Genomic DNA, 14,113 nt, shown 5'->3' with positions numbered 1-14,113 from the left:
TAGTGTTTGACACACGATAGACTACCATTTCAAACTGATGGGGAAGTGAAAGGGGAACTATAACGAATCCTGAATTTAGAGCAAAATAGAAATGCAATACATAAGAAGATACAAAATGGGAGAAAATATATCAGAAAATCAATGATAGAAAACTAAACGAATACCGCAAAACACGAATAAAAAATGACAGAACCTATTAAATGGGCGAGGGGAACAATTACGCGAGGACAATAAAGAACTGACTACAACTTAAGTAAAAACCACTCTTTCCTCCTTCAATGGGGCAAGTCAGTCATTTCCATTTATCTCATTAATATCCGATAAAAAACTAAAAGATTTTAGAAAACTAATTTTCCTATGGATAGGAAATTATACTGGTATAGCACTTCCCATTGCTGTCTTTTAAAATAAAGACATAGAAAGGTTGTGGTTGGTTTGCATAAAAAACATAATCAATTAATTGACTTTCTATTCAATCAAAACGGGGACTATGTATCCGCTACAACACTAGCTGAAATATTGGGTGTGACGGATCGTACAATTAGAAACTATGTGAAGGAAATTAACGATAGCTCTAGTGACGTTGTCATCACCTCATCATCTCAGGGATATGCGATTAGCACGGTTGACAATCGTGCAATTGTTCAAGAAAGGGTAGACGCTAATGAAAAAGAGTTAGAAGAAGCATTTCTCGAGTTTCAAATTATTCAGTTCTTAATGAATAAAAACAACTATACGACTTACGATGAAATTGCTGACAAATTTTTTTATTCACCCCAGACAATTCGAAGTCGGATTCAGAAGCTGACAATGGATATTCAGAATTTAGGTATTGATGTTGTGATAGATGCAAAGGTATTTAAAGGCATTAAATTAATCGGTACAGAAATGCAAAAAAGAATTTTATTGGAAAGATTCTTTACATCCATCTCTATAAAGAAGGAAGTGTATAAGGATTTTGTCGTAAAAGCTTTTCGCTCATGGGTAGATGCGGAAGTGATTGAAAACGTTTTTGAAATGGTGGATGAAATCAATATAAGATTCAAACTGAATTTAGAATTTCAGGTATATAAAAAAATTACGGCCCAATTAATTATCATTATTCATCAAATTAATCATCACGCTCTAGTTAGCATTGAGGATGCAGAACTAACTAATTTAGCGGGTTTTAAAGAGTTTGAGGTTGAAGAAGCCTTTCGATCTCAGTTAGGCGATTATGTCAAGATGACGGATGAGGAAGCCATTTTTTTAACCAATTATTTAATATCGTTACAGCTAGGTTTGAATGGATCGATCATAGAAAATAAGGATCCAAAAATTATCAGTAAAATTGAAGCCATTTTGCTTCAAGTAGAACAAACCTATCATGTACCTGTTCATTCTAAACAACGTTTTAGAAATAACATATCCAATCACATTTATCGAATTATCTACCCTGCTTCACATAATTTGCTTATTTATAATCCGTTTGTAAAAGAAGCGAAGTCACAATATTTCTTTTCATTTAGTATCGCTTCTAATATCGCTTTGCAAATCGAGAAAGCGTTTCTTGTGGAAATTCAGGATAGTGAAATTGCTTATTTAGCCTATCATATTCAAGTTATTCTTGACTCAAAGGATAAAAGGAAAATAAAGACAATCATTCTCTATAGTAGAAGCTATGAGCGAACAAAGCTGCTTGCTTCTAAAATAGCAACGTATTTTGATGAACTTGAAATTTGTAGAATAGAAAAGTGTTCAACGGACTATGTTTTTGACCCTTCCTATCTATACATTGGAATAAATTTATCGTTTACACCCCAAACCACAGCAGATTTTATTGCAATCCAAAGCGGCTTCCAAAGCAGCGATATTAAAAAAATAAGGTTCTTTCTTGAAGCACAAAATTCAATTATTGAGCAGGCGTCTATTTATTGGATTCATGAAAATAGCCCTGAGGAAGCTATTCGCCATCTGCTATCACTCAATAACCAGGAGCATTTTTATGAACCTACTATGAGAAGAGAGAGGATATCTTATACGTCTATTGGGAATTTAGTGGCAATCCCTCATCCGTATTTAGAGATGAAGGAGTATAAAGAGACGGTGATTATTGGGATTAATAATAAAGCGATAAGATGGGGGGATGAACTTGTTCAGCTCATCATTATTTACATTCCCTCCTCAGATATTGAACGAAATGAGTACACATTTACTGAAGTCTTTCAAAAAACAAAAAGTATTAAAAATGTAAGAAAACTTGTTCATGCAGTAAGTGAAAAAGAATTTAGAGAAACATGGAATCAAATATAAAACAACGAGGAGCGATAAATATGTTAATGAATATGAAAGATCTATTGGAAGTAGCATACAAAAATAAATTTGCAGTAGGTTCCTTTAACGTGGCAAATAGTGAATTTGTCAGAGTTGTGATTGAATCTGCCGAGGAAAAAAATGCACCTGCTATCATTCAAATTCATCCGAATGAGATTGAATTAGTTGGAGATGAATTTATTGCCTATGTTCGAGAAAAATGTAGAAATACAAAAGTTCCTATGGCTATTCACTTGGATCATGGTGCATCTATAAAGGATGTAATGAGAGCAATTCGAAATGGTTATACTTCCGTTATGATTGATGCCTCCCATGCTTCATTTGAGGATAATATATCGATCACGAAGGAAGTTGTTAAAATCGCACATGACGTGAATGTTTCGGTTGAAGCTGAGTTAGGAACGATTGGTTCAAATGAAGGAAGCTCTGAAGGTGGCGCAGATAAAATCTTATATACAGATGTAAATGATGCAAAAAGGTTTGTTGAAGAAACAGGCATAGATACGTTAGCCGTCGCGATTGGAACATCACATGGACAATATAAGCATGCTGGGAAACCAGAGTTAAAATTGGATTTGCTTGCTGAAATTAATCAAAACGTCGGAATTCCTCTTGTTCTTCATGGTGGAAGTGATAATAAAGATGAGGAGATTTCACAAACTTATCTTCATGGGGTAGCAAAAATTAATTTATCAACAGATATGAAAAGTGCTTTCTTCCAGGAAATGCGACGTTTTTTGACGGATAATCCGGGAGCATACGAGCCAGATGTCATTATGCCAAGTGCTCGTAATGCAGCAAAAGAAGTAGTGAAACGGAAAATGGACTTATTTAACTCGACAAATCATGCGAGCCTCTATTTTAAATAACTGAGACGTTCAAACGTTGATTGGAGGGAAAAAGATGAAACTCACCGATATTTTAACCCATGATAATATAATTTTGAATCTTAGAGGAGATAATCAATCGGCTGTCATTGATGAGTTAATAAATAAGTTAGATGAGAACCAGCTTATAAATGACCCTGAAATGTTCAAAGAAGGAATTTATAAGAGGGAAAGTGAAATTTCAACTGCAGTGGGTTATGGGGTAGCGATTCCTCATGCAAAAAATAAATCGGTCATCAAACCCACTATTATAATGGGGCGAACACTTCAAGGAATAGATTACGGCGGTCAACATACCCATTTAATCTTTATGATTGCAGCTCCTGAAAATGCATCAAATGAACATTTATCTCTCTTGTCAAAACTATCGACATTTTTAATGAGTGAAACATTTCGAGCAAAGCTGCTCGTAGCCACATCAGAAAGTGAGATTATGACAGCCATTGAAGAACAAGAAAAATTAACAGAAGCAGATTCTAATGACGAATCTGCTTCTGGAAAGTATTTAATCGGCATTACTTCATGTATGACTGGGATCGCACACACTTATATGGCTGCGGAGTCTTTGAAAGAGGCGGCCGAAAAAAGAGGTATGAAGGTCAAAATTCAAACCAATGGTGCCAATGGTCCTGAGAATAAGCTAACTACAGCAGATGTCCAGAAGGCAGATGCCATTGTTATAGCTCATGATGTGCGAGTGGATACCTCTATTTTTGGAGATAAACGATATATTGATGTCCCCGTAAAAAAGGCAATCAGTCATGCGGATCAATTAATTGATCAAGCCTTGTCCTATAATATAAAAGAAAATAATGGTGATGAGCCAGCGATAGAAGACAAGCCGGAGTCAGAGGAAAAAACAGGATTGAATTTCTATAAGCATATTATGAGTGGGGTTTCGTATATGATTCCATTCGTCGTTGTCGGAGGAATTTTTATTGCAATTTCCTTTATGTTCGGTATTTATGCGGCAGATCCTAAGAGTGATCAATATAATGTTATCGCTGATTTCTTTAATCAAGTCGGTGGCGAAGCAGCTTTTGCATTAATGGTTCCAATATTAGCTGGATTTATTGGCTATAGTATTGCAGACAAACAAGGATTAGCCCCGGCAATGATTGGTGGTATGATGGCCAGCATAGGTGGTTCTGGCTTCCTTGGCGGAATGATAGCCGGATTTGTTGGCGGTTTTGCCGCGAAGTATATTGGTCAATCGATGGCTAAAATACCAAAGTCCTTTCAAGGTTTAGTTTCTGTTCTCATTGTTCCATTACTAAGTACGCTTATTGTTGGTGCATTCATGTTCTTTGTATTAAATACGCCAATGTCCATGCTAAATGAATTTTTGGAAGACTGGTTAAAAAGTCTTACTGGAATTAGTGCAGCTATTCTTGGGGCATTATTAGCTGGAATGATGGCCTCTGATATGGGCGGACCTATTAATAAAACAGCATCTGCCTTTGGTTTAGCAATGTTTGCTGCAAATATTTTTGAACCATCAGCTGCTTTAATGGTTGGCGGAATGGTACCTCCACTTGGAATTGCACTAGCTACAACCATTTTTAAAAACAGATTTACTAATCAAGAAGCAGAAGCAGGAAAAGCAAGCTATGTATTAGGAGCAAGCTTTATTACGGAAGGGGCGATCCCTTTTGCTGCTGCTGATCCATTAAGGATCATTCCTGCAAATATAATCGGGGCTGCAGTAGGTGGGGCATTGTGTATGGCAATGGATATTTCATTACAGGCTCCTCATGGTGGCATTTTTGTTATCCCGATTGCCTGTAATAAACCATTACTTTATATTGGATGTATACTTCTGGGCTCGTTCATCACTTGCTTAATGATTGGTTTTATGAAAAAACCTCTATCTGAGAAAGAAAGAAACAGTGCTAAACAAATGAGTAGTATTATTTAAAAGATTGAATGAGTTAATAAGAAAAGCGCAAGCGCCTTGTTCAGCCCCGACAAGCAAATGTTCCTGAACCTAGGAAGGGCGATCTTTCCCTTCATAGGTTCAGGGTTATTTGACCTCGAGGGGCTAGGCGCTGGAGCTAGATCCAAACATTAGCCAATTTTTCTTTCTTACCTTTTAAAGAAAAGCAACACCCTCCAAAGGGAATTGCGGATTTGGAAAATATCCCTTAAGATCATCAATCTTGAGGGATTATTTTTTTGCCATTAAAGAAAGTTATGATAAAAAAGGTTGAAGCCCCTCCGGGATATGGAAGGCCTGCTCGTCATACTATGGATGATGAAACATAAGGCTGCTTTCGTTATATAAAAATGAGAGTAAATATTTACTTTAAACGTTTTATCAAACTGTTCATCTGTAATATCAAGTAAATTATTTTGTTGAAACTGGATTCCTACATGGTTACAGAGCAAATCTAGTTTGCCGAATGTACGAATCGTTTCATCCACAACAAACTTGAACATCATTGCGGGCAACATTCAGTCCTAGCATAAAATGGCTATTAGTGAATCAATCGGATGAATAGGTAAGAATGGACTACCTCCAACATAACTGGCTAATGCCAGTCATTGCGAAAAGGCCACCCTATTATACAAATCCCCGGTATGAACCATATTATCCACTTGTTTAAGGGGCCGCCTTGATGTTTGGGAGTGTCTCCTGATACGGGTACTCCCAAACTCTTTTATACATTACAAAAATTCATATTTGGCAACTTGTCCACTTTTTATAGTAAACTAAAAGGAAGGGAGGGAGGGAGATTATGACAATGAAAAAGATTTCGGTTGTGTTAGCTGGAGCAAGTGGATATGGTCATAGTTATTTACGAGAGATTTTGCAGGAAGGAAATAAATTCATCAAGCTAGTAGGCGTTGTTGATATTGCGCCTGAAAGATCGCAATATTATCAAGAACTAGTGAAGCGAAAGATTCCGATCTACGCATCTTTACAAACATTTTATCAAGAACATCAAGCAGATCTTGCGATTATATCTACACCGATTCATTTACATAGGGAGCATTCTTGTTTGGCGATGAATCATGGAAGCCATGTTCTGTGTGAAAAGCCGATGGCGAGTGATCCGGAGGATATTGAAAAAATGAAGGAGACTTCAGAGAAAACTGGGAAATTTTTAGCGATAGGATTTAATTGGTCTTTCACTGATTCTGTCCAAAAATTAAAGCGAGATATTTTAGCGGGGAAATTTGGAAAAATCAAAAGGTGCAAAAGTCTGACATTATGGCCGCGAACAAAGGATTATTATAACCGGTCGGCATGGGCTGGGAAAAAGTACAGTTCGAATGGTGAAATGATTTTTGATAGTATCGCGAATAATGCGACAGCTCACCATTTGCATCATCTTCTTTATTTGAACGGTGATTCCATTAGTCAAAGTGCGCAAATCGCCGATTTAACGGCTGAACTGTATAAAGCCAATGATATTGAGACATTTGATACATGTGCCGTGAAGATAAAAACCCGATCAAATGTGGATATCTATTATTATGCGTCACATGCAGTAGATGAAGCGAATGGCCCGCAATATGTAATAGAATTTGAAAGGGCTACCATCTGTTTTCATCAGAATGAAAGTCCAAGCGATATCATTGCGCTTTGGGAGGATGGGAGAAAGACGAAATATGAAGATCCTGCTCATACAATGGCAAAATTAGCAGTATGTGTGCAAGCGATTCTGCGGGGAGATGATGACATCCTGTGTGGAATCGAGGCCGCAACACCACATGCCAAGGCGATTCAAGCGATGCATCAATCCGTACCAGAGGCACAAGTTTTTCCTGAAGTTCTCATCCACTACAATGAAAAGGAAAAACTACTTTCGGTTGAAGGCTTAAGCGAAGTCTTGATGGAATGCTATGAAAATTGGTGCCTACCGTCTGACTTGGATGTTGAATGGAGCCAGCGGGGGAGGGAAGTGGTGGTGGACTAGGGCATGATCAACCATGAAGAAAAGGCGATTCATTCTAAATCGCCTTTTCTTCAGGATAAGAACGTATAAAATTTGGCATTTAGCACCTAGCACCGAGAGCTCGCAGGATGCGAGTCTATCATCGTGGCGACCTTATCAATGCTTATCTTCTTTGGTTAAAGGATCATAATGAGTAGAGTATAAATGTGTTAAAGGATCCTTGGGATATATGTAAACTTTTGCGCTATTTACAGCAATGGGGCCTTCGTTAAACCCACCAGCTATCAAAGCTAATTTATTTTCGTAGTTTGCGATATCTCCTACAGCAAATATCCCTGGAATCGAAGTAGACATGCAGCGGTCCACTAAAATCGTTCCATTGTCCATTTTCATGCCCCACTCTGCTATCGGGCCCAGATCGATATGAAATCCGTGATTCACAATGAGATGATCGACTTCCATTTCTTCAGAAAAAGAGTGAGTTAGATTGTGAACCATGATACTGGATAGTTGTCCATTGTTCCCTTTCAGCGCTTGTATCTCATAAGGGGCCAGAATATTTACATTTGAATCCATCATTTTGGTCACATTGCTTTCGATTCCTTTAAAAGACGATTTACGATAAATAAGCGTAACCTGTTTAGCGATAGGCTCCAGTTCATTGGCCCAATCAATCGCTGCGTTCCCTCCCCCAGAGATAAGGACATGCTTCCCTTTAAACCGATCTAGCTGGCTGATTGAATAATGTAGACTTGTTCCTTCAAACTCCTTTGCATTTGGAAGATCTAATTCAACAAATTTTAGTGTTCCGAATCCGGTCGCTAAAATAATCGTTTTGGTAAAATGACGAGCCCCATTGCTGCTCGTTAGCGTGAAATAACCGTCCGGATGCCTTTGCATTTCAACCACTTGTTCACCCAATACAATGGTGGGATCAAACGTCGTAGCTTGTTCAATAAGATTGGCCGTTAATTCGTCTCCAGATAGATGAGGAATTCCACCGATATCACGAATCATTTTATTGGGATAGAAAGAGGAAACCTTACCGCCAAGGTTGGGTAAAAATTCAATAATCTTTGTTTTCATCTCCCGCATTCCACTATAAAATGCAGTAAATAATCCAACAGGTCCACCACCGATAATGGTAACATCAAATATTTCATTTTGCTTTGGCATGAGAACTCCTCCAGTCGTTACTTAATTTTTATCAATAAATAGATAAAATACGGTGCACTTATAATTGATACAATGATCCCAGCAGGAATAGTAGTGGGTGTTAACATATTTTTTCCGATCATATCGGCTACCATTAATAGCAATGCCCCAATAAGTGTCGAGAGGGGAATAATATATTGATGCAACGGACCGATGATTTTTCTTGCGATATGTGGAACGACTAATCCAAGGAAGGCAATGGCTCCTCCAGCCGCCACTGCTGCTCCTGCTAGGGCGACAGCCACAAGCAATAATATCCTCCTTTCCTTTTCAGCATTTTCTCCTAGTCCAGAAGCTACATCATCACCTAAAGTAAATACATTTAATGTTTTTGCTTTATGAAAAGCAACAGGAATTAACAAAAGCATCCACGGTAATAAGGCAAGCACGAAAAACCAATTGGCATTCCAAATATCACCCGATAACCATACGGTTACTTGTCTGTAATCTTGGGGATCCATCCTCAGTTGTAAGATCGTAAGCAAAGCACTAAATGCGGCATTCACACCAATCCCAACCAAAACCAGACGAATGGGACTGACTCCTCTTTTCCATGCTAATAGATAAATAAGGACTGCTGCGAAAATGGCTCCAATGAATGCAGCGAAGGGCATGATAAACATAGATACTGGATGCGATGCGGGTAGCAGTTCTCGGAAAAAATAGATAAACAACACGACTGTTAGTCCAGCACCCGTATTTATACCTAAGATGCCTGGATCAGCTAGCTCGTTTTGCGTTATTCCCTGCAAAATAACTCCAGACACAGCTAAACCTGCCCCTATAAGTAAGGCTAAAACAATTCCAGGTAATCGGAAATCAAATAAAACGAGTTCCTGTTTCGCTGTTCCATTATTTAAAAGGGTATTGATCACTTCCTTGGGTGAAATTTGGATAACACCTATACTTAAGCTAGTAAAAATCATGATAAAAATGAGTACAATAAAAAGAGTGAAGAGGATCCAAAAGTTTTTTTGCTTTTTTGCCTGGGATGGATTCACTATTTCTCACCTCCGCTGTTTCTTGCTAAATAAAGGAAGAAGGGAACCCCGATCAGCGACGTAATGGCTCCTACAGGAGTTTCAAATGGTGCATTCACGATTCTTGAGACAAGATCAGACAATAGGAGCAAAAGCGCACCGAATAGGACAGAGGAGGGAATAATCCACCGATAATCCGAGCCCATCATAAAGCGGATAATATGAGGAACAATCAGTCCTACAAAGCCGATTGCACCAGCAACAGAAACAGCAGCACCGGTCAAGATGAATACAGCAACAATGCCTAATATTTTGATCAACATATTATTTTGACCTAATCCTGTTGAGATATCTTCTCCCAAACTAAGGACTGTCATTGATTTTGAAATGGACAAGGCAACCACTAATCCGACTATTCCCGAAATAAGCAGGATCTGTACCGATGTCCAGCTTGTTCCATCAAGCCCTCCAGCAAGCCAAAATCCTATTTCCTTTTCCAACTGAAAATGTAAAGAGATTATGGAAGAGATGGAACGCAGCATTGTTCCAAGTGCCACTCCTGCTAAGGCCAGCTTCACAGGGGTTAATCCGTTTCCTGATAAGGAGCCAATCATAAAGATTAATGTTACGGCTAGACCTGCACCAACAAATGAACCAAATGTTAATCCGAAATGGGAGATCGCAGGAAAAAAGGCAAGCATCATCACAAGTGCAAAAGCGGCTCCATCTGAAACCCCCATAATCGATGGTGAGGCAAGTGGATTTCGAGTCATCCCCTGCATGATCGCTCCTGATACAGCGAGGAAAGCACCCACCAAAGCTGCGGACAGAGCGCGGGGGAAACGTAATTCTTGAATCACCTGATGAGAAGTGAGCTCTGGATTAAAATGAAAAACGGCTTGCCATACCGTTCCAAGATCAATATCGGTTGACCCATAAGAAATCGATAAACCCATTGAAAAAATGATCGCGATCGTCGCGATGATGTTGATGGTGACTTTTACTATACTTGAAGAATGAATGATGGAACGCATACTTCTCCCCTGTTTCTGTATATTTCCAAAACGGAATAATAGTGATTGACTTTGTAATTGAAAATGATTATCATTGTTTTCGAGTGTTATTATAGCATAAAGGGGAAGTCAAGATGAATGAAATATTTAAAAAACGCCTACATTTTTTTAGCCTGTTCACGATTTTGTTATTATTATTAGCGGGTTGTGGAGGTACCAAATCTCCAGCAGAGCCAGAGAAGCCCGTGGAAAACGATACAGAAATAACACTTGATTCTAAAATGGGAGAGGTCACAATTCCATTAGGGGCTAAGAAAATAATTGCGCCATTTCATGAAGATGCTTTATTATCTCTTGGTGCAACCCCGGTGGCAAAATGGGCCATTGGGACAAGCGTTCAAACGCATCTAGAGGAGGATCTTAAAGATGTACCAAAAATCGAATGGACGCTCCCACTTGAACAGATACTTAGCTTCGAGCCCGATTTGATCATTTTAGAAAACAATTTAGATAGCTATGAAGGAACATATGAGGACTATAGAAAAATTGCCCCAACGTATGTGATGGATGAGGAAACAACAGGAGATTGGCGTAAACAACTAGACATTTTCGGTCAGTTGCTCGGAAAAGAAGAGGAAGCTAAGCAAGCTTTACACGACTATGAAGAAAAGGTAGCAGACGCAAAGGTTCAATTAAAGGAAGCGATTGGGGATGAAACAGTCGCTGCTGTATGGGTGATTGGTGGAAAGTATTTTTTATTCGAAAAAGACCGTCACAGTGCAGAGGTCATCTATTCTGAATTAGGCATCAACTATCCATCGCTTGTGGAAGAGTTAGGTGAGGCTGCCCCTCAATGGGAACCAATCGCACTTGAAAAACTGTCTGAGCTAGATGCCGATCATATATTTTTATTAGCAGCAGAAGAAGAAGAGGGAATAGAAACCTTAAAAAATAGCAAGGTTTGGAACAGTATCCCAGCAGTGAAAAACGGACAGGTGTATGTACTTAATGAAGCAGACAGTTGGACAAATAAGGGATTAATCGCCTCAAAGAAAACGATTGATTCTATTCTAAATACGTTGGTGAAGTAATGGAAATGCTGTCTCTTCATAGAGGGGACAGCATTTTTAACAGTAAATGTAGAGTGGAAATGGATACCTTTAAGATTTGGAGTTTGGCCAATGTAGAGTGGCGTCCATGTCCATTGAAACGAGAAAATTTAGTTGTGCTTGCAATTATATTTTTTTGAAGGAAAACGGTAACTAGTTGATAATAATTTTCATTGACAGCAAAGGATTAGGCAAATAAAATGAGAGTATACCTTGAATGAGGCTATTTCAGGTTATAGGGGAGCGATTTTATTGCAAACTTTAACAGCGAATCAGTTAACGCTCGGGTTTGGAGATACCATCATCATTGATGAATTAAATATAGAAATACCAAAAGGGGAAATTACCGTATTCATTGGTCCAAATGGTTGTGGGAAATCCACTTTATTACGTTCTCTTGCTCGTTTGCTTAAACCAAAGCATGGCCATGTTTATTTTAATGGGAAAAATATGGCAAAATTAAGGGCGAAGGATGTGGCCAAAAAAATGGCCGTTTTGCCACAAGGCCCAGTCACACCTGATGGATTAACGGTGTATGAACTAGTAAAGCAAGGAAGACATCCCTATCGTGACTGGATGAAGCAATGGTCACAAAAGGATGAAGAGGCGGTTCAACATGCACTCAAATCCACGAACATGCTCCCATTAGCAGATCGGCACGTGGATTCACTATCGGGTGGACAGCGCCAGCGTGCATGGATTGCCTTAACATTGGCCCAAGCAACAGATATGATCTTATTGGATGAACCAACCACCTATTTAGATATGACTCATCAAGTCGAGGTTCTCGACCTACTGTTTGAGCTAAATGAAAAGGAAAATAGAACGATTATTATGGTATTGCATGATTTGAATTTAGCGAGTAGATATGCTCATCATATCATTGCTTTAAAGGATAAAAAGATTTTTGCCCAAGGAAAACCGGAGGAGATTATCACAAGTGAATTAGTGAAAAGCGTTTTTGACATGAAATGCAATATCGCCTGCGACCCCATCTTTGGAACCCCAATGTGTATTCCCTACGGAAAAGGCCGCTGTGTGTTTGCGAATGTCAATCAACAAAAGGCAGCTTCTTACAGCCAATCGGGGAGGAAAGCGGTGGCGGAATAGGGCGGGTATACGATTATGAGAAAAGGCGATTCATTCCCAAATCGCCTTTTCCTTTATCAAAAGAATCCTAGTATTCCTCATCTGTCGCAGGATCTTGATCACTCAACCACCCGTCAGGACGGGTTAATGTGGCAATCAGTTCCATTTCCGATTCCTCTAGGGAAAAATCAAAAATGGATATATTCTCCACTTGGCGTGCAGCGGACAAGTTCGCGACGTCCTGTCGGCGGGCTAGGGCAGCGACGTCGCCTGAATTACTACGTCTTGTACGTCGCACGCGCCTTAGTATCCTGCATTTACCGCTAAGTAATACCATTTTCTAAATTAATTTGAATCCGCTAAATAAAATCATTAACGCCATGATTGCTCTTAAAGGTTTTACGGGCAATTTGGATGATAAGGTGCTTCCCAAGATTACACCTGGTATCGAGCCGAATAAAAGATTAAATGTTAACAGGTAATCTACATTTCCAATCCCGGCATGCATGATTCCAGCTGCGGTGACTAATAAAAATGCATGACAAATATCGGTTCCCACCAACTCTGAAGTCTTTAACCTGTATAGATGAAGCATGACTAAAGCGAACAACGAACCGGCTCCAATCGATGTCAGTCCGACCATAAAACCTAAAATGGCCCCAATGGCAATCGTTAAGGTCTTTTTTTCCTGCAAAGGCTTCATTTGCAGGCGATTAAATTCAATTTTTCCCTTTCCGAATGTTTTGATAAGTGTCCCCAAGGCGACTAAAATTAAAACATACCCTAATGCATGTTTAATCACTTGCTCTTGATTGCCAAAAAAAGAATCAAATAGGTGGAGGAGTCCAACGGCACAAATCGCACTTGGTATACTTCCGATGGCAAGGTATTTCACTAAGGTAAAATTTATCGTCTTCTGTCGCCAATGCTGCAAAGAACCAAAAAATTTTGTGATGGAATTGTATACCAAATCTGTGCCTACAGCAATAGATGGATTGATCCCTAATAAAATTAAAATGGGTGTTAACAATGCTGCACCCCCTACACCGGTTAGTCCGACCATAAAACCAATCAAGAGCCCCATTATAATAATCCCGATACTCATTGGGCACACGCTCCAGACTTTCTTTTATTTTTACCTTTACAGAGTCAACCTCTGTGATACCTAGAGTTAAAACTCTTTTTAATTTTATGTAATGGTCATTGGTCTTGTTACTTAATATAAAAAAGGGACAGATCCCGAAACGGTGTCTATCCCTTAACAAATTTAATCTTTCCAAATTCTGGTTTAAATTTCAAGCAAATGGTTAGCTTTGATTGTTTTCTTCCTGATTCAGCTGAATTTTTTTACACCCAACATACAGGCAGGAGAAAATAACTAGGTCCGATTTTGCCTTCGCTAATCCTTTTAAATAAGGAGTGACTAAATCTTTAAAATCCTCTCCAACTCCTTCTTCCTCTAAAATTCCATAAACGTAGAGCTTTTTTTCATCGAATAAAAGCGCTACATTCCCAACAGCTTTATTAGCAGAATTTACGACATTTAATACTTGAAATTGAGGGGTTATCACCTCAGGGGAGAAATAAATTTCCAATTCGTTCTAC

At 38.9% G+C, this 14,113-nt stretch carries 11 protein-coding genes and 2 pseudogenes; 6 read left to right on the top strand and 7 right to left on the bottom strand.

Annotated elements, in window-relative coordinates:
• Positions 1–435 precede the first annotated feature (435 nt).
• From MUB24_RS11150 to MUB24_RS11140, 3 genes are read left to right on the top strand one after another with little or no spacing between them, the layout of a single operon-like run.
• On the top strand, positions 436–2,292 hold the full coding sequence (locus MUB24_RS11150) for a BglG family transcription antiterminator (RefSeq protein ID WP_244704002.1): 1,857 nt from the start codon (positions 436–438) through the stop codon (positions 2,290–2,292).
• 20 nt (positions 2,293–2,312) lie between these two features.
• Positions 2,313–3,182: a ketose-bisphosphate aldolase gene (locus MUB24_RS11145; protein ID WP_244704000.1), complete on the top strand. Its 870-nt coding sequence runs from the start codon at positions 2,313–2,315 to the stop codon at positions 3,180–3,182.
• Positions 3,183–3,216: 34 nt separating this feature from the next.
• Positions 3,217–5,118, top strand: coding sequence for a PTS fructose transporter subunit IIABC (locus MUB24_RS11140; RefSeq protein WP_244703998.1), 1,902 nt, complete (start codon positions 3,217–3,219; stop codon positions 5,116–5,118).
• 344 nt (positions 5,119–5,462) lie between these two features.
• On the opposite strand, the pseudogene MUB24_RS11135 reads toward MUB24_RS11140, so the two are convergent.
• Positions 5,463–5,615: pseudogene (locus MUB24_RS11135) on the bottom strand (SDR family oxidoreductase); the annotation flags it as partial.
• Between the two features lie 323 nt (positions 5,616–5,938).
• Here MUB24_RS11135 and MUB24_RS11130 point away from each other — a divergent pair.
• The gene (locus MUB24_RS11130) at positions 5,939–7,123 is read left to right on the top strand and encodes a Gfo/Idh/MocA family protein (protein ID WP_244703996.1); all 1,185 of its coding nucleotides are present in this window, start codon (positions 5,939–5,941) and stop codon (positions 7,121–7,123) included.
• A 135-nt stretch (positions 7,124–7,258) separates the two neighbouring features.
• Here the strand turns inward: MUB24_RS11130 and MUB24_RS11125 are convergent, their stop codons facing one another.
• Genes MUB24_RS11125 through MUB24_RS11115 form a run of 3 tightly spaced genes read right to left on the bottom strand, consistent with a single transcriptional unit; the run spans position 7,259 to position 10,331 of the window.
• Positions 7,259–8,278 (bottom strand): NAD(P)/FAD-dependent oxidoreductase, encoded by a 1,020-nt coding sequence (locus MUB24_RS11125; RefSeq protein WP_244703994.1) that lies wholly within the window; start codon positions 8,276–8,278, stop codon positions 7,259–7,261.
• A gap of 17 nt (positions 8,279–8,295) precedes the next feature.
• Positions 8,296–9,318 (bottom strand): FecCD family ABC transporter permease, encoded by a 1,023-nt coding sequence (locus tag MUB24_RS11120; RefSeq protein ID WP_396426740.1) that lies wholly within the window; start codon positions 9,316–9,318, stop codon positions 8,296–8,298.
• Positions 9,318–10,331, bottom strand: coding sequence for a FecCD family ABC transporter permease (locus tag MUB24_RS11115; protein WP_244703992.1), 1,014 nt, complete (start codon positions 10,329–10,331; stop codon positions 9,318–9,320). Before MUB24_RS11115 ends, MUB24_RS11120 begins: the two co-directional genes overlap by 1 nt.
• Positions 10,332–10,444: 113 nt before the next feature.
• Here MUB24_RS11115 and MUB24_RS11110 point away from each other — a divergent pair, with 113 nt between their 5' ends.
• Together MUB24_RS11110 and MUB24_RS11105 are read left to right on the top strand one after the other, a co-directional pair.
• The gene (locus MUB24_RS11110; RefSeq protein WP_244703991.1) at positions 10,445–11,401 is read left to right on the top strand and encodes an iron-hydroxamate ABC transporter substrate-binding protein; all 957 of its coding nucleotides are present in this window, start codon (positions 10,445–10,447) and stop codon (positions 11,399–11,401) included.
• Positions 11,402–11,671: 270 nt separating this feature from the next.
• On the top strand, positions 11,672–12,529 hold the full coding sequence (locus MUB24_RS11105; protein WP_244704108.1) for an ABC transporter ATP-binding protein: 858 nt from the start codon (positions 11,672–11,674) through the stop codon (positions 12,527–12,529).
• Positions 12,530–12,596: 67 nt separating this feature from the next.
• Here the strand turns inward: MUB24_RS11105 and MUB24_RS11100 are convergent.
• The 3 genes and pseudogenes from MUB24_RS11100 to MUB24_RS11090 all read right to left on the bottom strand — a co-directional run.
• Positions 12,597–12,734, bottom strand: a pseudogene (locus tag MUB24_RS11100) (aldo/keto reductase); the annotation flags it as partial.
• A gap of 114 nt (positions 12,735–12,848) precedes the next feature.
• Positions 12,849–13,613 (bottom strand): sulfite exporter TauE/SafE family protein, encoded by a 765-nt coding sequence (locus tag MUB24_RS11095; protein ID WP_244703989.1) that lies wholly within the window; start codon positions 13,611–13,613, stop codon positions 12,849–12,851.
• Between the two features lie 202 nt (positions 13,614–13,815).
• On the bottom strand, positions 13,816–14,103 hold the full coding sequence (locus MUB24_RS11090) for a hypothetical protein (protein WP_244703987.1): 288 nt from the start codon (positions 14,101–14,103) through the stop codon (positions 13,816–13,818).
• Positions 14,104–14,113 lie beyond the last annotated feature (10 nt).

Source organism: Lederbergia sp. NSJ-179 (assembly GCF_022867885.1).
Classification (GTDB): Bacteria; Bacillota; Bacilli; order Bacillales; family Bacillaceae_C; genus Lederbergia.
Note: the sequence above shows the minus strand (reverse complement) of the source record. Positions and strands in the feature narration are given on the sequence as shown.